Source organism: Kribbella yunnanensis (genome assembly GCF_039529655.1).
In the GTDB taxonomy this organism is placed as follows: Bacteria; Actinomycetota; Actinomycetes; order Propionibacteriales; family Kribbellaceae; genus Kribbella; species Kribbella yunnanensis.
The window spans coordinates 374,733-392,006 of the sequence record NZ_BAAANF010000017.1 but is presented as its reverse complement, the minus strand read 5'-3'; the positions used below and the strand labels follow the sequence as shown (position 1 = coordinate 392,006).

At 67.7% G+C, this 17,274-nt stretch carries 14 protein-coding genes; 2 read left to right on the top strand and 12 right to left on the bottom strand.

Features of this window, described 5'->3' with window-relative positions; translation table 11 throughout:
• Positions 1 to 3: 3 nt before the first annotated feature.
• The 7 genes from ABD231_RS25255 to ABD231_RS25225 all read right to left on the bottom strand — a co-directional run bounded on the left by ABD231_RS25255 (position 4) and on the right by ABD231_RS25225 (position 9,831).
• The gene (locus tag ABD231_RS25255) at positions 4 to 2,760 is read right to left on the bottom strand and encodes a helix-turn-helix transcriptional regulator (RefSeq protein ID WP_344156832.1); all 2,757 of its coding nucleotides are present in this window, start codon (positions 2,758 to 2,760) and stop codon (positions 4 to 6) included.
• Between the two features lie 483 nt (positions 2,761 to 3,243).
• Complete coding sequence (locus ABD231_RS25250) at positions 3,244 to 4,767, bottom strand: amino acid permease (protein WP_344156829.1); 1,524 nt, start codon at positions 4,765 to 4,767, stop codon at positions 3,244 to 3,246.
• Between the two features lie 72 nt (positions 4,768 to 4,839).
• Positions 4,840 to 5,559, bottom strand: coding sequence for a FadR/GntR family transcriptional regulator (locus tag ABD231_RS25245; RefSeq protein ID WP_344156826.1), 720 nt, complete (start codon positions 5,557 to 5,559; stop codon positions 4,840 to 4,842).
• Between the two features lie 9 nt (positions 5,560 to 5,568).
• A complete protein-coding gene (locus tag ABD231_RS25240) occupies positions 5,569 to 6,348 on the bottom strand; it encodes a 3-oxoacyl-ACP reductase (protein ID WP_344156823.1) in 780 nt (259 codons plus the stop codon).
• Positions 6,349 to 7,683: an aldehyde dehydrogenase family protein gene (locus tag ABD231_RS25235; RefSeq protein WP_344156820.1), complete on the bottom strand. Its 1,335-nt coding sequence runs from the start codon at positions 7,681 to 7,683 to the stop codon at positions 6,349 to 6,351.
• Positions 7,680 to 8,495 carry a gamma-glutamyl-gamma-aminobutyrate hydrolase family protein gene (locus tag ABD231_RS25230; protein WP_344156817.1) on the bottom strand — a complete coding sequence of 272 codons (816 nt, stop codon included), beginning with the start codon at positions 8,493 to 8,495 and terminating at the stop codon, positions 7,680 to 7,682. The genes ABD231_RS25235 and ABD231_RS25230 overlap by 4 nt, the downstream gene beginning before the upstream one ends.
• On the bottom strand, positions 8,476 to 9,831 hold the full coding sequence (locus ABD231_RS25225; protein WP_344156815.1) for a glutamine synthetase family protein: 1,356 nt from the start codon (positions 9,829 to 9,831) through the stop codon (positions 8,476 to 8,478). The genes ABD231_RS25230 and ABD231_RS25225 overlap by 20 nt, the downstream gene beginning before the upstream one ends.
• A gap of 199 nt (positions 9,832 to 10,030) precedes the next feature.
• On the opposite strand from ABD231_RS25225, the gene ABD231_RS25220 reads away from it, so the two are divergent.
• Together ABD231_RS25220 and ABD231_RS25215 are read left to right on the top strand one after the other, a co-directional pair.
• Positions 10,031 to 10,972 (top strand): zinc metalloprotease, encoded by a 942-nt coding sequence (locus ABD231_RS25220; protein WP_344156812.1) that lies wholly within the window; start codon positions 10,031 to 10,033, stop codon positions 10,970 to 10,972.
• Positions 10,973 to 11,019: 47 nt separating this feature from the next.
• The gene (locus ABD231_RS25215) at positions 11,020 to 12,123 is read left to right on the top strand and encodes a D-alanyl-D-alanine carboxypeptidase family protein (protein WP_344156809.1); all 1,104 of its coding nucleotides are present in this window, start codon (positions 11,020 to 11,022) and stop codon (positions 12,121 to 12,123) included.
• Here ABD231_RS25215 and ABD231_RS25210 read toward each other — a convergent pair.
• The 5 genes from ABD231_RS25210 to ngcE all read right to left on the bottom strand — a co-directional run bounded on the left by ABD231_RS25210 (position 12,120) and on the right by ngcE (position 17,263).
• Positions 12,120 to 13,181, bottom strand: coding sequence for a YihY/virulence factor BrkB family protein (locus tag ABD231_RS25210; RefSeq protein WP_344156806.1), 1,062 nt, complete (start codon positions 13,179 to 13,181; stop codon positions 12,120 to 12,122). The two genes, ABD231_RS25215 and ABD231_RS25210, sit on opposite strands and share 4 nt — an antisense overlap.
• A gap of 28 nt (positions 13,182 to 13,209) precedes the next feature.
• Positions 13,210 to 13,722 carry a 2'-5' RNA ligase family protein gene (locus ABD231_RS25205; protein WP_344156804.1) on the bottom strand — a complete coding sequence of 171 codons (513 nt, stop codon included), beginning with the start codon at positions 13,720 to 13,722 and terminating at the stop codon, positions 13,210 to 13,212.
• Positions 13,722 to 14,771, bottom strand: a complete 1,050-nt coding sequence (gene trpS, locus ABD231_RS25200) for a tryptophan--tRNA ligase (RefSeq protein ID WP_344156801.1) — start codon at positions 14,769 to 14,771, stop codon at positions 13,722 to 13,724. Before trpS ends, ABD231_RS25205 begins: the two co-directional genes overlap by 1 nt.
• Positions 14,772 to 14,850: 79 nt before the next feature.
• Complete coding sequence (locus ABD231_RS25195) at positions 14,851 to 15,885, bottom strand: iron-siderophore ABC transporter substrate-binding protein (protein ID WP_344156798.1); 1,035 nt, start codon at positions 15,883 to 15,885, stop codon at positions 14,851 to 14,853.
• A 49-nt stretch (positions 15,886 to 15,934) separates the two neighbouring features.
• Positions 15,935 to 17,263, bottom strand: a complete 1,329-nt coding sequence (ngcE, locus tag ABD231_RS25190; protein ID WP_344156795.1) for an N-acetylglucosamine/diacetylchitobiose ABC transporter substrate-binding protein — start codon at positions 17,261 to 17,263, stop codon at positions 15,935 to 15,937.
• Positions 17,264 to 17,274: the final 11 nt, after the last annotated feature.

The following is a 17,274-nucleotide window of genomic DNA, read 5'->3' as shown; positions in this document are numbered from 1 at the left end:
AGGTTATGACCCCGGGCGGTCGACCATGCGGAGGAGCTGGGTGCGGTTCGCCACTCCGAAGCGGCGGTAGAGGCGGGTCAGCTGGGACTCGACCGCCTTGACGGACAGGTAGAGCGCGGCCGCGATCTCGCGGTTCGTGGAACCGTCGCGCACCATGGCCACGATCTGCTGCTCGTTGTCGGTCAGCTCGGACGGCTGCCGGCTGCGGCTCGGCACGTCCAGGCGGGCCAGCTCGGTCTCGGCCACCTCGCGCCACGCGGGAGCGCCGTACGTCTCGAACTGCTCGATCGCGTCCAGGAACGCCGTCCGCGCCACCGAGCGACGCCGGGCCTGCCGGGCGACCCGGCCGCGGGTCAGCTCGCAGCGGGCGACATCCAGCGGGTACACGCGGTCGCCCGCGCCGCTGATCGTCTGCTCCAGCAGGTCAAGGGCCGCGGCCGGATCGCCCTGCTTGGCGATCAGGAGCGCCTCCGAACGGGCCAGACCGATCAGCACGATCGGGCGGTCCAAGGTCGCGGCGCGGGAGCGGATCTCGGCGATCAAGGCGGCCGCGTCGTCGAGCCGGCCGGCGGCAACCAAGGCCTCGGCGTAGTCCGCGTGCCAGGGGATGATCGCGGGGTCGAACGGCATCGCGGCCTCGCCGGAGTCCGCGATCGCATCGAAGGCCTCGACGGCCCGCTGCGGATCACCGGTCAGTACGCCGACCAGTCCTTGTACGGCGAGTGCCGGGCCCGTCCACTCGTCGTTGCCGACCAGGCGGACCCCCTCGAGTGCCGCATCAGCGAGCTGGCGGGCCATGGCCGCCGTACCGCCGGCCCACTCGGCGCGACTGGCGATGATGAGCCCGACCTCGGCCTCTTCGCCGATGTCCTGCATGAGCTGGTAGCACTCGTGCCCGGCGCTCAGAGCCTCGGGACCGCGGCCGCTGCGCTCGTAGATCGCGGTCGCCGAGATCAGCACCGAGGCGAGCCAGCGCATGGCGCCACCGTCGCGGACCTCTTCGACGAGGGCACTGATCGCGCAGATCGCCTCGTCGGTGCGGCCGCGGAACAGCTCGCTCATCGCCGCCATCTGGCGGGCGATCACGACCGCCTGGGACAGCGGCAGGTCGCGCGCGAGCTCGGCCGCCTGGGACAACAGGAAGTCCGCGCTCTGGTCGGCTCGGCGCGACATCAGCACCGAACTGGTCGCGCTCAGCGCGTCGACCAACGCCTCGGTGTCGCCGGACGCTCTGGCCAGCTCCTCGGCCACCCGGGCGTGCTCCTGAGCCTCGTCCAGCCGGCGATCGAAGTACGCGCTGTTGCTGAGCCCGATGCGGACCCGCGCCTCGAGCCGGTCGTCGCCCTGGGCAACCTCGAACGCGTCAGCCAGCAGACCGACTCGAACCTCCCGGTCCGGCCAGGCGGCGTCGACCTGCAGCAGCAGCGCCGGAACCTTGGTCTCTGGAAGCGTCGCAGCCTGTACGGCGAGCCGCGCCATCTCAGCGGATTCCGCCAGATGCCCGGCGGCCGCAGCGTCGTCCGAGGCCCGAGTGAGGCGGCGAGCGCGCTCGTCCGGGAGGTTGCCTGGAGTCCGCTCGGCTGCGAGTCGCCAGAGAGTCGCGGCGGCGCCAGGCGCACCACGACCGGCGGCAACAGCGGCCGCCTCCTCGATGGCGACCGCGAGGTCAGCGTCTGCCTCTTGGGTGGCCAGGGCGCGGTGGGTCGCGTTCTCGACCGGTTCGTCGACGACTGCGGCGAGCTGGGCGTGCGCCTGACGGCGAGCGGCCGACGTGGCTTCGGCGTACACGTACTCCCGCAGGAGCGGGTGGGCGAACCGCAGTCGCTCGGAGGCGATGTCGATCAGCCCGAGCGCCTCGGCCTCGGCCAGCTCGGTCTCGATCGGCCGGTCCAGGGACTGTGCGAGCTGAGTGGTCGTGGGGCGCGGGGATGAGGCGGCGTGCAGCAGCAGCTCGTGCGCACCGAGGCTCAGGTCGGACAGGCGGTCGCCGAGCAGCGTCTTGAGCCGGCTGGACACCGGCAGCGGGTCATTCGGCGAGACGCCCTGCGGGTGCCGCAGCACGGCGCGGCCGAGCTCCAGCGCCATGAACGGGTTGCCGGCGCTCGCGGTGAAGATGCGGCGCGCTGTACGGACCGGGAGCGGGCTGGACAGCCGCTGGCGCAGCAGACCCAGTACGTCGGGCTCGGTCAGCGGGGGTACTTCCAGCTGCAGCACCGGCTCCGGGCACGCCTCAGCCATCACCGGGAGGTCGCCGTCGGCCACCTGCTCGGTCGCCAGCATGTGCACGCCTTCGGACAGCCGGCGTGCACAGAACGTGAGTACTTCGAGACTGGACGGGTCGACCCACTGGATATCGTCGACCACGAGCAGGACCGGCCCATTCGCCGCCAGGCGCCGCAGCACATGCAGTACGGCGAGGCGGACGGCGAGCTCGTCACGGACCGTGTCCGGAGCGCTCGCCTTCAGCAGAGCGACCTCTAGCGGCTGGCGGAGGTGGTCCGGCAGCACCTGCCAGGCCAGCTCGAGCTGGTTCGAGAGCAGGTCCAGGAGCGTGACATACGGCAGCCCGGCTTCGCTCTGTGACGGAGCCGCACTCAGAACGCGGCAGCCAGCCTTGGTCCGGTCCGCGACCAGCGCCCGCCCCATCGCCGACTTGCCGATACCGGTCGGACCGTAGAGCAGCACACTGCCGCTGGTCTCGAGCTGCTTCTTCGCACGCTCGACCAGTCCGCTCCGGCCAACCAGCTCGTCGTCAGTCACATAACTCCTCGAAGGCCGCCACTCGATGTATTAGGCCCTCGCCGATTATCACAGCCGACGACCGGCCGACACGGCGAGTGTCACATGAGGAAACCGTCTCGACACCATCCTGTCACCCGATCCTGCCGCGTCAGAGCGGTCAGCACGGCACGATCGTGCCGGGGCACCAGATGGCGCCCCGGCAAACCTGAAACGTTCAGGGAACCCCCACCACCCCGCCGCCACCCCTCCCCGCCCAAAGGTGGGCCGCCTTCTCTTTGTGCACGAGATCCAACTTTGTGCACCCACCAGTCATTTTCGCGAGCTCCGCGTGGTTGGTGGGTTCCCAAAGATGAGCTTGGTGCACAAAGAGCAGCGAGGGGGTTGGGGAGCGGGGGGCTGCTCTTTGGGGGCGAGGCGAGGGTGGGGATGAGGGGGATGAGGGTGGGGATAAGGATGAGGGTGGGCTGGATTGGGGGGTGGGTTGGGGGTGGGGGCTCGGGGTCAGATGACGTCGAGGTCGCGTTCGATGGCGGCCAGTTCGGCTTCGGAGCCTTGGACCTTGGGGCCGGTGAACCAGCGGCGGGCGGACAGGAACCAGTACGCCGAGGCGAAGCCGAGGACGACCAGGACGGCGATCGGGGTGTAGTTGAAGTTCTTACCGGTGACCGGACTCGCCTGCGGGAGCATGAACAGGACGGTGATGAAGGCCACCCAGACGATCGCGATGATGCCGATCGGCTTGCTCCAGCGACCCAGGGACCACGGGCCGGGTTTGAAGTTCTTGCCCTGGACGAGCCGGAGCAGGGTCGGCAGGACGTAGGCGATGTAGAGGCCGATGACCGCGATCGACGTGACCGCGGCGTACGCGGTGGCGTTCCAGAGGTAGGGCAGGCCGAGCAGGAAGGCGCCGCCGGCGGCCAGCCAGATGGCGTTGGTCGGGGTGCGGGTCTTGGAGTTGATCTTGTGCCAGAGCGACGAGCCGGGCAGCGCGCCGTCGCGGGAGAACGCGTAGATCATCCGCGAGTTGGCGGTCACCGAGGACATCCCGCAGAAGAGCTGCGCGCCGATCACCACGAGGAGCAGGATCTTGCCCATCGTGAGGCCGACCGCGTCGATGAAGATCTGCGCAGGCGGTACGCCGGTCTTGCTGTCGAGGGCGCCTTCGTAGCTCTGGATCGCGAAGGTGAGGCCGATCAGCAGTACCCAGCCCGCACCCAGCGAGACCAGGATCGACATCACGATGCCGCGCGGACCCGAGCGGGCCGCGTCGTGCGTCTCCTCGGTCATGTGAGCGGAGGCGTCGTACCCGGTAAAGGTGTACTGCGCGAGCAGCAGCCCGAGCAGGCCGACGTACAAGGTGGAGCCCCAGCCGGTGTTGTTGACGAAGTGGCCGAAGACGAAGCCGGCCGACTGGTGGTTGTCGGGCAGCAGAACGAGCGCGCCGACGATGAACAGGACGCCGACGATGTGCCACCAGACGCTGATGTCGTTCAGCCTGGCAACCAGCTTCACGCCGAGCGAGTTCAGCAACCCGTGCACCAGCAGGATGAGACCGAACAGCAGGATCGTGTGGCCGGGTGTCGCGCTGAAGCCGAACTGCAGGTCGAGGAAGGCGTTCAGGAAGAACGCGGCGCCGAAGTCGATACCAGCGGTCACGGCAACCTGGCCGAGGAAGTTGAACCAGCCGGTGAACCAGGACCAGGCCGGACCGTTCGACGGGGCGAGTTTGGCGGCCCAGTAGTACAGACCGCCCGCGGTCGGGTAGCTCGAGCAGACCTCGGCCATCGCGAGCCCGACGAACAACGTCATCAGCCCGACGAACGGCCAGCCCCAGACGATCATCGCCGGGCCGCCGGTGTTCATCCCGAACCCGTACAGGGTCAGGCAGCCGGACAGGATCGAGATGATCGTGAACGACACCGCGAAGTTCGAGAACCCGGACATCGTCCGCGAGAGTTCCTGCGCGTACCCGAGCTGATGCAGGCGTTGCTCGTCATCGGTCAACGGGGTCTTTTCGTGGCTCACGAGGGCCTCCTCAATGGTCTTCCGGCAGACCTTTGACACATTGAGACACGCGCGATTGACAGAGTCAAGCAGTCAGACGAGAAAGGCGCGCAACAGTGCCGCCGTACCGGAAAGATGCTCCTGCATCGCCTGTCGCGCGGCCGCCGGATCGTCGTTCAGAATCGCGTCCACGATCGCCGCGTGCTGGTCGTTGGAGTGCTCGATATTACGTTCCAGCAAAGGGATTGCGTCCAGCAGCTCGTTCAACCGCATCCGTACGTCGGCCGTCGCGGAGGTGAGTGACGCCGAGCCGGTGACCTCTGCAATCGCGAGATGCAGCCGGGAGTCGAAGCGGCGGTAGTCGGTGAGTTTCGCGGCCGCGGTGTCGGCCAGGCACTTCCGCAGATGTGCTTCCTCCGCGGCCGTCAACGCCCGTACGGCGGCCGCTTCGGCCGCCCCGGTTTCCAGCGCGTCACGCAGAATCAGGGCGTCGTCGAGTCCGTCGCCCAGTTCGCGGGCGATCCGTTTGGCCGGCGTACGGCGGGGTTTCGGCAACTGCTCGTTGACGAACGTCCCGCCGTACCGGCCGCGGCGGGATTCGACGTACCCGGCCTCGGTGAGGGCGTGGATCGCCTCCCGCAGGGTGACCCGGCTGACGTTCAGCCGGGTGGCGAGATCGCGCTCGGCGGGTAACCGGTCACCCGGCCGGACCACGCCCAGCTTGATTGCCTGCAGCAACCGTTCGACGGTTTCCTCGAACGGGTTCCCGGTCCGGACCGGCCGGAACACGGCATCGTCTGCAGGCGTGACCATGACCGCAGCCTAGAGCGGGGTCACGTAAGCGCCGGAGATTCCACCGTCGACGAGGAACGTGTTGGCGGTGATGAACGACGAGTCGTCACTGGCCAGGAACGCGACCGCGGCCGCGATCTCGTCCGGCTCGCCGAAGCGGCCCATCGGGACATGTACGAGCCGGCGCTGCGCCCGCTCCGGGTCCTTCGCGAACAACTCGGTCAGCAGGGGCGTGTTCACCGGGCCCGGGCAGAGTGCGTTGACCCGGATGCCCTCGCGGGCGAACTCGACGCCGAGCTCGCGGCTCATCGCGAGTACGCCGCCCTTCGACGCCGAGTACGAGATCTGCGAGGTCGCCGCACCCATCACCGCGACGAAAGATGCGGTGTTGATGATGGAGCCCTTGCCCTGACGCCGCATGTACGGGATCGCCGCCTTGCAGCACAGGTAGACCGAGGTCAGGTTGACCTCCTGCACCTTGCGCCACGCCTCCAGCCCGGTGTCCAGGATGGAGTTGTCGTCGGGCGGCGAGATGCCCGCGTTGTTGAACGCGATGTCGACACTGCCGTAGGTGTCGAAGGCCTGCTGGAACAGGTTCTCCACCGCGGCCTGGTCGGTCACATCGGTGGCGACGAACAGCCCGCCGACCTCGTCCGCGGCGATCTTCCCGGCCGCCGGGTCGACATCACCGATCACGACCTTGGCACCTTCGGCCGCGAACCGGCGTACCGTCGCCAGACCGATCCCGCTCGCGCCGCCGGTCACCACCGCGACGCGCCCCTCGAGGCGGCTCGCCTTGACGTCAGTCATTCAGTCCTCCGTGCTGATGAAGATGTTCTTGGTTTCGGTGAACGCGGCCAGCGCGTCCGGACCGAGCTCACGGCCGAGCCCGGACTGCTTGTAGCCGCCGAACGGCGTCGAGTACCGCACCGACGAGTTCGAGTTGACCGACAGGTTGCCGGCCTCGACACCGCGGCTGACCCTTAGCGCGCGGCCGACGTCGCGGGTCCAGATCGAGCCGGACAGGCCGTACTCCGAATCGTTCGCCTGCTTGATCGCGTCCGCCTCATCGTCGAACGGGATCACGCTGACCACGGGCCCGAAGATCTCGTCGGGCACGTCATGACCGAGCACCGTCGGCGGGAACCAGAACCCGGGGCCGGTCGGCTTGGTCCCCTGGAAGAGCGGGTTGTCGACGTACGACGCGACGCGGTCGTGCTGCTGTTGCGAGATGAGCGGGCCCATCTCGGTGGCGGGGTCGGCCGGGTCGCCGACCTTGAACGCCTTCACGGCCGGTTCGAGCAGCTCGAGGAAGCGGTCGTGGACTGTGCGCTCGACCAGGATCCGCGAGCGTGCACAGCAATCCTGGCCGGCGTTGTCGAAGACGCCGTACGGCGCCTGGGCCGCAGCCTTCTCGAGATCCGCGTCGGCGAACACGACGTTGGCGGACTTGCCGCCGAGTTCGAGCGTCACCCGCTTCACCTGGTCCGCGCAGCCGGCCATGATCTGCTTGCCGACCTTGGTGGAGCCGGTGAAGACCACCTTCCGTACGGCGGGATGCGTCACGAACCGTTGTCCGACGACTGTGCCGGCGCCGGGGATGATTTCCAGGGCGCCGGGCGGTAGGCCTGCTTCGAGCGCGAGCTCACCGAGGCGGATCGCGGTCAGCGGGGTGAGCTCGGCGGGTTTGAGTACGACGGTGTTGCCTGCGGCAAGCGCAGGGGCGAAACCCCAGCCGGCAATCGGCATCGGGAAGTTCCACGGGACGATTACGCCGACGACACCCAGCGGTTCCTGGAACGTGACATCGATGCCGCCGGCAACGGGTATCTGCTTGCCGAAGAGACGTTCCGGGGCGGCCGAGTAGTAGGTGAGGACGTCGCGGACGTTACCGGCTTCCCAGCGGGCGTTGCCGATGGTGTGGCCGGCGTTCTCAACCTCTAGTGCAGCAAGGGATTCCAGGTTGGCATCGACCACGTCGGCGAACCTTCTGAGCAGTCGCCCGCGGTCGGCCGGGGTGACGTTCCGCCAGCTCTCGAACGCCTTGGCCGCTCGTTCGATCGCCTCGTCGGTGTCTTGTTGTGAGGCGAGTTCGATCGTGCGGACGACCTTCTCGGTGGCCGGGTTGATCACGTCGTACGTCATGACTGGTGTCTCCTGGATGCGTCGATCAGCGCGGTGAACAAGCGCAGATCCTCGGGGTTCTCCTCCGGGTGCCACTGCACGCCGAGCGCGAACTCATGCCCTTCGACCTCGGCCGCCTCGACCGTGCCGTCGGCGGCGCGGGCGGTGACCTGGAGGGTCGGTGCGACTTTGTCGAGGGATTGGTGGTGGTAACAGTGCACGCTGCTGCGGTCGCCGAGCAGCCGCGCAGTCAGACTGCCGGGGTCGACCTTCACGTCGGTACGGCCGAACACCGCCGGGGACGGCCGGTGCAGGTCGTGGTCGACCACCTCGGGCAGATGCTGGTGCAGCGTGCCGCCGAGCGCGACATTGAGCACCTGCAGACCACGACAGATCGCCAGCAACGGCAGGTCGGCGTCGAGGGCAGCCCGGATCAGGATCAACTCGTGCTCGTCGCGGCCCGGCCTGGTGTCGACCGTCTCCGGGTGCGGCACCGCGTCGTACGCGGCCGGGTCGACGTCACAACCACCGGCGATCACCAGGCCGTCGAGGATGTCGAGCACGGACGGATCGGTACCAACGGGCGGGAGCAGAACCGGTACGCCGCCCGCCGCGACGATCGAGTCGAGGTAGACCCGCGGAAGCAACGCCGCCTCCCGCTGCCAGACACCCCAGACGGTGGGTTCCAGGTACGTCGTGATCCCGATCCGTGGGCGAGGGGGCGCCGCCTCCGGATCGCTCGGGCGCCGGTGCTTCGGGCCCGCAGCGCTGGTCGCCGGCTCGCTCGTCGCCGGCTCGACCGGGCCTTGGCGATCAGAGGCGTTCGAAGCCACGGATCCGCTCCCAGTCGGTGACAACGGCGTCGTACGCGTCGAGCTCGACACGCGCCGCGTTCGTGTAGTGGTCGACCATCTCGTCGCCGAAGGCCTCGCGGGCGATCCGCGAACCGGTGAACAACGCCGCGGCCTCGCGCAACGTCGACGGCACGTGATCCTTGTCGGACTCGTACGCATTGCCCTCGAGAAGCGGTTCGAGCTCCAACTCGTTCTCGATACCGTGCAGGCCGGCGGCAATGATCGCGGCGACGGCAAGGTACGGGTTCACGTCACCACCGGGCAGGCGGTTCTCCACCCGCAGCGATTCCCCATGACCGACCACACGCAACGAACACGTCCGGTTGTCGAGCCCCCACGCGACTGCGGTCGGCGCGAAGCTCCCCTTCACGAACCGCTTGTAGGAGTTGATGTTCGGGGCCAGCAGATACGTGAACTCCGACAGACACGCGAGCTGGCCGGCGATGAAGCGCTCCATCAACTCGGAGAACCCGTGCTCCCGGTCCCCCGCGAGCACCGCCTCGCCCTCGGTCGACCGGAAACTCAGATGGATGTGACACGAGTTGCCCTCGCGCTCGTCGTACTTGGCCATGAACGTCAGGCTCTTGCCCTGTTGCGCGGCAATCTCCTTCGCCCCGGTCTTGTAGATCGAGTGGTTGTCACACGTCGCCAGCGCCTTGTCGAACCGGAACGCGATCTCGTGCTGCCCGAGATTGCACTCCCCCTTCGCCGACTCGACGTACAGACCGGCCCCGGTCATCCCGTTCCGGATCGCGCGGAGCAGCGGCTCGACGCGCGACGTACCGAGCAGTGAGTAGTCGACGTTGTACTGGTTCCCCGGCGTCAGGTCCTGGTACCGCTTGTCCCACGCCCCCTCGAACGTGTCGTCGAAGACGATGAACTCCAGCTCCGTGCCGACGTACGCCTCCATCCCCCGCGCCGCCAACCGCTCCAACTGCTTCCGCAACACCTGCCGCGGCGAAGCAACCACCGGCGTCCCATCCAGCCACTCCACATCACAAAGCACCATGGCCGTCCCCTCCAGCCACGGCACCAGCCTCAACGTGTCCAGATCCGGCGCCATCACCAGATCGCCGTACCCACTGGCCCACGAAGACATCGCATACCCGTCGACAGTGTTCATGTCGACATCAACCGCCAGCAGGTAGTTACACCCCTCGGTCCCGTGCCGCAGTACCTCCTCCACGAAGTACCGCGCCCCACACCGCTTCCCCTGCAACCGCCCCTGCATATCGGTGATAGCCACCAGAACCGTGTCCACTTCCCCGGTCCCCACCAGATCCCGAAGCTCCTGCACACCCAGTCGTCCGGTCACGGCGGCTCCTCAATCCAATGGTCTACCGACGATCCATTGACTCAAGGTCGGGCGTGGATGTCAATGCGAGGACGGACACTCGGCCTGGTGGTGCCTTGGCACTGGGGGGTCAGGGAATTGGTTGGCAGTGTGCGGGGTGGTGCGGAAAATCGGGGGATTCGGCCGCACCGCCCAGCGGCCCGGTTCTGGAGGACGCTTTATGCGCTCTTTCGTCACTCGTCCCCGCGCTCTGGCCGTTTTGCTGGCCGGTGGGGCGCTTGCTTTCAGTCCGCTTGGTGGTACGGCGACCGCGCAGCTGCCGGTTGATCGGACTGCCAACCCGTGTTTGACGCCGGCTGAGGGGCCGGCTGCTCGTGGTGGGTTCGGGAAGGACCACCGGGAACTGTCGCTCAAGGAGCAGCAGTCGATCGAGGCCAAGACTGCGGCGCTGGTGAAGGCCAAGGCTGCTCGTGGGTTGGCGCCCAAGGCCGGTGCGCTTGCGGCGGCCAATGTGCCGGTTTACGTGCACGTGATGCGGTCCAGCAGTGGCGCTGGGGACGTCACCGCGACGCAGATCAGCCAGCAGATCGCCGAGCTGAACCAGGACTTCGCTGGTGGTGAGTCGAGCTCTGCTGCGAACACCGGGTTCACGTTCACGCTGGCTGGGACGTACCGGTACAACAACAGCACGTGGCACACCGACGGTCAGAGTACGACGTACCGGTCGCAGACCCGTAAGGGTGGCAAGAACGCGCTGAACATCTGGCTGGTCAACTTCTCGTACCTCGGGATCGCGACCTTCCCGTGGGACTACGCGAACAACCCGAGTATCGACGGCATCCGCGTGCAGTACAGCTCGCTGCCGGGTGGTTCGTCGACGAACTTCAACCTCGGCAAGACCGCGACGCACGAGGCCGGGCACTGGTTCGGGCTCTACCACACGTTCCAGGGTGGGTGCACGAGCACGAACGACTCGGTCAGTGACACGCCTGCCCAGGGCAGCGCGTCGAGCGGGTGCCCGACCGGACGGAACTCCTGCTCGCTGCCGGGGCTGGACCCGATCCACAACTACATGGACTACTCGTACGACTCCTGCTACAACCAGTTCACCCCGGGGCAGAGCACCCGGATCAGCAACATGTGGACGGCGTACCGGGCCTGACCGGGCCGACATGGCGCCTGCCCCATCGGGCAACTAGGCTGCCGCCGATGCGATTGCTTCTGACGGCCTGCGCGACCACCGCCCTGGTGGTCGCGCAGCCGTTGGCAGCCACCGCCGTCGGGCAAGGGCCGGTCGGCGGCGAGCTGATGACGGCGAAGCCGGCCGTGGTCACCGCCGGCCCGACTCCACCGACCGTGCAGGCGGCGGCGTACGTCGTCGCTGACATCGACACCGGTCAGGTGCTGCTCGCGAAGGCGCCGCACGCGAAGATGCGGCCTGCCAGCACGCTCAAGACGCTGACCGCGCTGGTACTGCTGCCGCGGCTGAAGAAGACCGATCAGGTGACCGGGACGGACGCCGACGCGAACATCGTCGGCAGCAAGGTCGGGGTCTCGCCCGGACTGCGGTACTCGGTCGATCTGCTCTTCCAGGGGATGTTCCTGGCCTCCGGAAACGACGCCGTACACGCGCTCTGCGAGCACGACGACGGCGGTACGGCGGGGACCATCCAGCGGATGAACGCGAAGGCCAAGGAACTCGGCGCCCTCGACACGCACGTGACGGACCCGACCGGGCTCGACGCGGACGGGCAGGTCTCCAGCGCCTACGACCTCGCGCTGTTCGCGCAGGCGGGACTCGGCCGGCCGGACTTCGCGAAGTACGCCTCGACGAAGTTCACGAACTTCCCGCTGACCACCAAGGGCACCTACCAGGTCGCGAACCAGAACAAACTGCTCTTCAAGTACGACGGCGCTCTCGGCGTCAAGACCGGTTACACCACGCTCGCGCGGAACACGTTCGTCGGCGCGGCCCGGCGGGATGGTCACACCCTGGTTGTGACGATGCTGAACGCCCCGCACGGCATCACCGAGGACGCGAGCACCCTGCTCACCTGGACCTTCCGGAACTACGACAAGCTCAGCCCGGTCGGCTCCCTGGTCAAGCCCGTCGCGCCCCCGAAGGAAGCCACCGGCCCGTCCGACGGTAAGCCGCAAGCGGCCGGTCCGATCCCACCCAGCCGCCGTACGGCGGACAAACAGATCCGCACCGTGAATTCGTTCTTCGTGAGCACGCCGGTGTGGTTCTGGGCCGCACCCCCGGTCCTGCTCCTCGGCCTGTTCCTGAAACGACCGCGCCGGCGCCGCCACTAACGACGTACTGAGCGGGCAGCCTTCACAAGCTGGAGGGCGATGGTGGTAGCAGCCATGCCCAGTACGGCGCCTGCCGCGACCGCAACTGTGTCGGCCTTCTTCTGCGGGATCGGGACTACCTTGTAGCGCTTGCCGGGTGGGCCTAGCAGGAGCGGTTCCTCGAAGGCGGGGAGCGGCGTCTCGGCGATGCGGAGGCGGGCAGCGTCGTCGGTCTCGCGGGCGATCGCGTCGAGACCGGCCTCCTTCGTCCAGGCGGCGATCAGCATGATGACGCGGGTCATCAGGTAGATCCACACGAGCAGCGCCAGCGGGAGGGCCAAGGCGCCGTACGCCGCGTTGGCTCCGAGCACGTGGGTCACGTACGCCCCGCCGAGCTTCTGGGAGAGGTAGAACAGGATGCCGCCGGCCAGCGCGGCGATCAGCATCACCTTGCGGGGCAGGATGATCCGCGGGAGCGCGGTCTGCAGGTAGAGGAACAGGAGCGCGCCGGCGGCGATGCCGAGTACGACGCTGATCGCGTCCAGACCCCAGTTCGCCAGCCAGGTCCCGTCCAGGTCGGTGGCGTCGACGATCCGCTCCGACAACCCGGTCAGGATCGACGACGCGCCGGTGCCGACGGCGCCGATCACGCCGAGACCGATCAGCGCACCGAGATCCGCGAGCTTGAGCTGGATCGCGTTACCGGGCTGGTCGTCGAGCTCGTGCATCGAGCGGATCGAGGCACGCAGCGAGTCGATCCAGCCGAGTCCGGTGAAGAGTAGCGAGACCCCGGAGATCAGTCCGATCGTGCCCGCGTTGGCGATCAGCGCGTCGATGTCGATCTTGTCGCCGATCCCCGGCAGGTTCGTCTGCAGAGCCTTCTTCAGGTCGCGCACCGCGTCGTTGCCGAGCAGTGGGCCGGTGACGGCCGCGGCCAGCACGATCAGCGGGAACAACGACAGGAAGCCGAAGAAACTCGTTGCCCCGGCCAACCGGTTACCCCGGCGATCGCCGTACCGTTGCCACGCCCGCCAGATCTGGGTGCGTGCGAACCGCGCCCAGACAGCCTTGATCTTCATGAAACTCCTGTACCCAGAGGAAGGAGACTCAGCCTGTCAGCGGGAACGAGCGCTGCGGGCGCCACACGCCGTCCGAGCCGTGTTCGTAGCGGTCGAAGGCGGCTACGTCGAAGGCGCAGTCGTACTCCGACAGCGTGTCGTACGCGCGGTCGAGCGCGTCCTTCTCGAGGTCGTGAGCGACCGTGACATGCGGGTGGTACGGGAACCGCAGATCGACCGCCAGCGGACCGGACCGGACCTGCGACTGCAGGACCTCGCACGACGAGATGCCCTCGGCCAGCGGTACGAAGACCACCGGCGAGATCGGCCGGAAGGTCGCCGTACCGCGGAGCCGGATCCGGAAGCTCGGGAACCGGGCGGCCACCGCGAGCAGGTGCTCGTCGATCGTCGCCAGGTCCGCGTCGTCGATCTCGGTCGGCGGCAGCAGCGTCACGTGAGTCGGGATCGAGGCGGCCATCGGGTCGCCGAACTCGGCCCGGAACTTCTGCAGTTCCGAGCCGTACGGTTCCGCGATCGGGATCGCAACCCCGATCGTCGCCACTACTTGCCTGCCCCGGGGACGAAGCCGAGCCGGTCGTACACCCGGGTCAGCGTCCGCTCGGTGACCTCGCGAGCCCGCTCGGCCCCGGCCGCCAGGATCGAGTCCAGCTGGGCCTTGTCGTCCAGGTACGCCAGCGTCTGCTCGCGGAACGGCGTGACGAAGTCGACCACGATCTCGGCCAGGTCCTTCTTGAAGTCGCCGTAGCCACGGCCGGCGTACTCGTCCTCGAGCTCGCTGATCTTCTTACCGGTCAGCGCCGAATAGATGGTCAGCAGATTGGCCACGCCGGCCTTGTTCTCCGGGTCGAAGATCACGTCGCGGCCGGAGTCGGTGACCGCGGAGCGGATCTTCTTCGCGCTCACCTTGGGATCGTCGAGCAGGTCGATGATGCCGGCCGGGGACGAGCTCGACTTGCTCATCTTCGCGGTCGGGTCCTGCAGGTCGGCGATCTTCGCCGTTTCCTTGACGATGTACGGCTCGGGGAGCCGGAAGGTCTTGCCGAACCGGTGGTTGAACCGCCCGGCCAGGTCGCGGGTCAGCTCCAGGTGCTGGCGCTGGTCCTCACCGACCGGGACCCGATCGGCCTGGTAGATCAGGATGTCCGCGGCCTGCAGGATCGGGTAGGTGAAGAGCCCAACCGTGGCCCGGTCCGCGCCACCCTTGGCGGACTTGTCCTTGAACTGCGTCATCCGGCTGGCCTCGCCGAACCCGGTGATACACCCCAGCACCCACCCCAACTGCGCGTGCTCAGGCACATGCGACTGCACGAACAGCGTCGACCGCTCCGGATCAATCCCCGCCGCCAGCAGCTGAGCCACCGACCGCCGCGTCCGCTCCCGCAATGCCTTCGGCTCGTACTCCACCGTGATCGCATGCAGATCGACCACGCAGTAGAACGCCTCGTGGTCGTCCTGCAGCGCCACCCACTGCCGCACCGCCCCGAGGTAGTTGCCGAAGTGGAAGGAGTCCGCCGTCGGCTGGATCCCGGACAGCACCCGGGGGCGCCGCTCGGTTCCGGCCGCGGAGGGGTCAGGGGCAGCGAGGGACATACCCCCGATTCTGCCAGCGCCCCGGTCCTCCTTCACACCGGGTCACCTTCAGCAGTCATAACCCCCGGGTGATGGACGATCAGGCGTTGGTGGCCGGGTTGCCGTCTACGGCGGCGGAGAGCTTGGGGACGAGTTGGTCGAGGACGATTGAGAGGCTGAGGACGGAGACGAAGCTGGTGGCGCCGTACAGCTCGCTGTTGTTGTCTTCCTCGATGAAGACGTCGCGGCCCTCGGTGCGGACCTTCATGCTCTTGTAGAGCGGGTCGGCCTTGAGCTTGGCGGTGCCGTTCTTCTCCGGGAACCAGACCAGCAACTGCTGGTCGAGGAGGCCGATCTTCTCGGCGCTGATGTTGGCACCGAACTTGTCGCCGATGACCTTCTCCAGGTTGGCCGGCAGCACGAAGCCGAGGTCGGTGAGCAGCTTCTCCCGCGGGTCCTGCGGTCCGTAGACGAAATAGCCCTCGTACGGCGACGCCATCAGCCCGGTCTTGCCCTGGAACTCGGGGTGCGCGGCGCGCGCGTCGGCGAACTTCCTCTCGACCTCGGCCACCAGCACGGCGGCCGCCTTCGGCTTGCCGACGGCCTGCCCGACGGTCTTGGTGACGGTCTGCCAGGTGACGCTGTAGTCCGCGCTGCCGTCAGCCGGCTGGGCCACGGTCGGGGCGATCGCCTCGAGCTTCTTGTAGTCGGCGGCCGTCATCCCGGAGTACAGACCGATGATCAGGTCCGGCGCCAGCCCGGCGATCTTCTCGAACTGGATGCCGTCCTTGTCGCTCAGCACGGTCGGCACCGTGGCCGAGCCCAGCTTGTCCTTCGCCCACGGGAAGATCGCGCCCGGCTTCTCGCCGAACCACTCGGTGGTCCCGACCGGTACGACGCCGAGCGCGAGCAGCGCGTCCTGCTCGACCAGACCGACCGCGACGACGCGCTTCGGCGTCTCCTTGATCACGGCGTTGCCGTACTTGTTCTTGATCGTGACGGGGTACGCCCCCGCCTCCGCACCACCCTGCGTCTGGCCGCCGCCGGCCGCCGCGCGTTCCTTGGTTTCGGCACCGCAGGCGGTCAGGACGAGCAGGGGAACGAGGAGCAGCACGAGCGGGCGCAGCAAGCGCATCGGAACCTCACAGGGAGTGATTCGATTAGGTTGCCCTAACCTAACCTATTCACGCTCGGTGATACTTCGTGACTGCCTTGTCCTTCTTCAGATCGTCCGCCGCGACCTGGATCTTCCCGCTCCAGTCCGACACCGGTACGCCGCCGGCCAGGAACTCGCCAGTCGCCTCAGCTGCGGCGGTCGCGAACGCCGGGTACCAACTGTCGAAGTACCACGTGATCGCCTGATCCCCCGCCGCCCCGAGGAGATCGCGGGCGGAACGCAACGCCGTACCAATCTCCAGTCCGTCCGCCGCACCACGCACGATTGTGAGCTGATTGGCCTCCGTCGTCACCTGCGCGGCGACATCCCGCGACAGCGCGGCGCGCAGGAACTCCAGCCCACCGGCCTTGTTCTTGGCCTTCGCACTCACCAGGTACGGCGCGGTCGCGGCGACGTGGAGTCCGCGGGGAAGCGCTGGTGAGCCGTCCAGCGGCGGTACGGCGAACATCGTCAGCGCGAAGTTGGCCGGGATCGAGGTCTTCATCTCGTTCTCGAGCCAGTTCCCGCACGGGAGCATCCCCGCTTTGCTTGCCAGGAAGCGTTTCTGGGCGGCGATGTGGTCGAACTTCGCACTACCCGGAGCCATCAGCCCCCGCTTCACCAGCTCACCAACCGCAGAGATCGCCCGGACGACACTGGAGTCACGCCAAGCGCCGTCCTCCAGGTTGTCGATCCGCTTCACCACGTCATGCCCGCCGGTCTTCGCCGCCAACGTGAGGATCAACTCGAGAACGTAGTACGGATGATTGCCGGGATACACGAATGCCGGCAGCCCGGCGCCCTTCATTTCGGTGCCGAGGGCAAGCAACTCCGGCCACGTCCGCGGCACATCCCAACCACGCCGCTGAAAGAGACCGGACGAATACCAGAGCCCGTACACCGTCGCGACATAGTTGATCGTCCGCTGCGTCCCGTCGTACTGCCCGGACTCCAGCATCCCCGGCAGAATCCCGTCCGAGACCTTAGCCTTCGCGTTGTCCCAAGCCGGCGCATCCAGCACGCTCCGCAGATCCGCCACCTGCCCCTGCGCCACCAACCGCGGCAGCTCCAGTGCCTTGTCACCAACATTCAGTACGACGTCCGGCGGTCCACCAGCCTGGAACCGCGTCAGCACCTTGTCCCGCAACAACGGCTCCACCACCGACGTCACGGTCGCATTCGGATACTTCTTCCGATAAGCCGCCGCCGCAAACCCGCCGTACTCAGCCCCCGCCACCACCTCAAGCGGCAACGCCCCGGGATCAACAGTAGGAGCGCTCTCCGGCGTACCCGTCGAGCATCCGCTCAGCACGGCGCCGGCGAGCGCTCCTTGCAAAACTGTCCGCCGCTTCAGCATCCAGGCAGAGT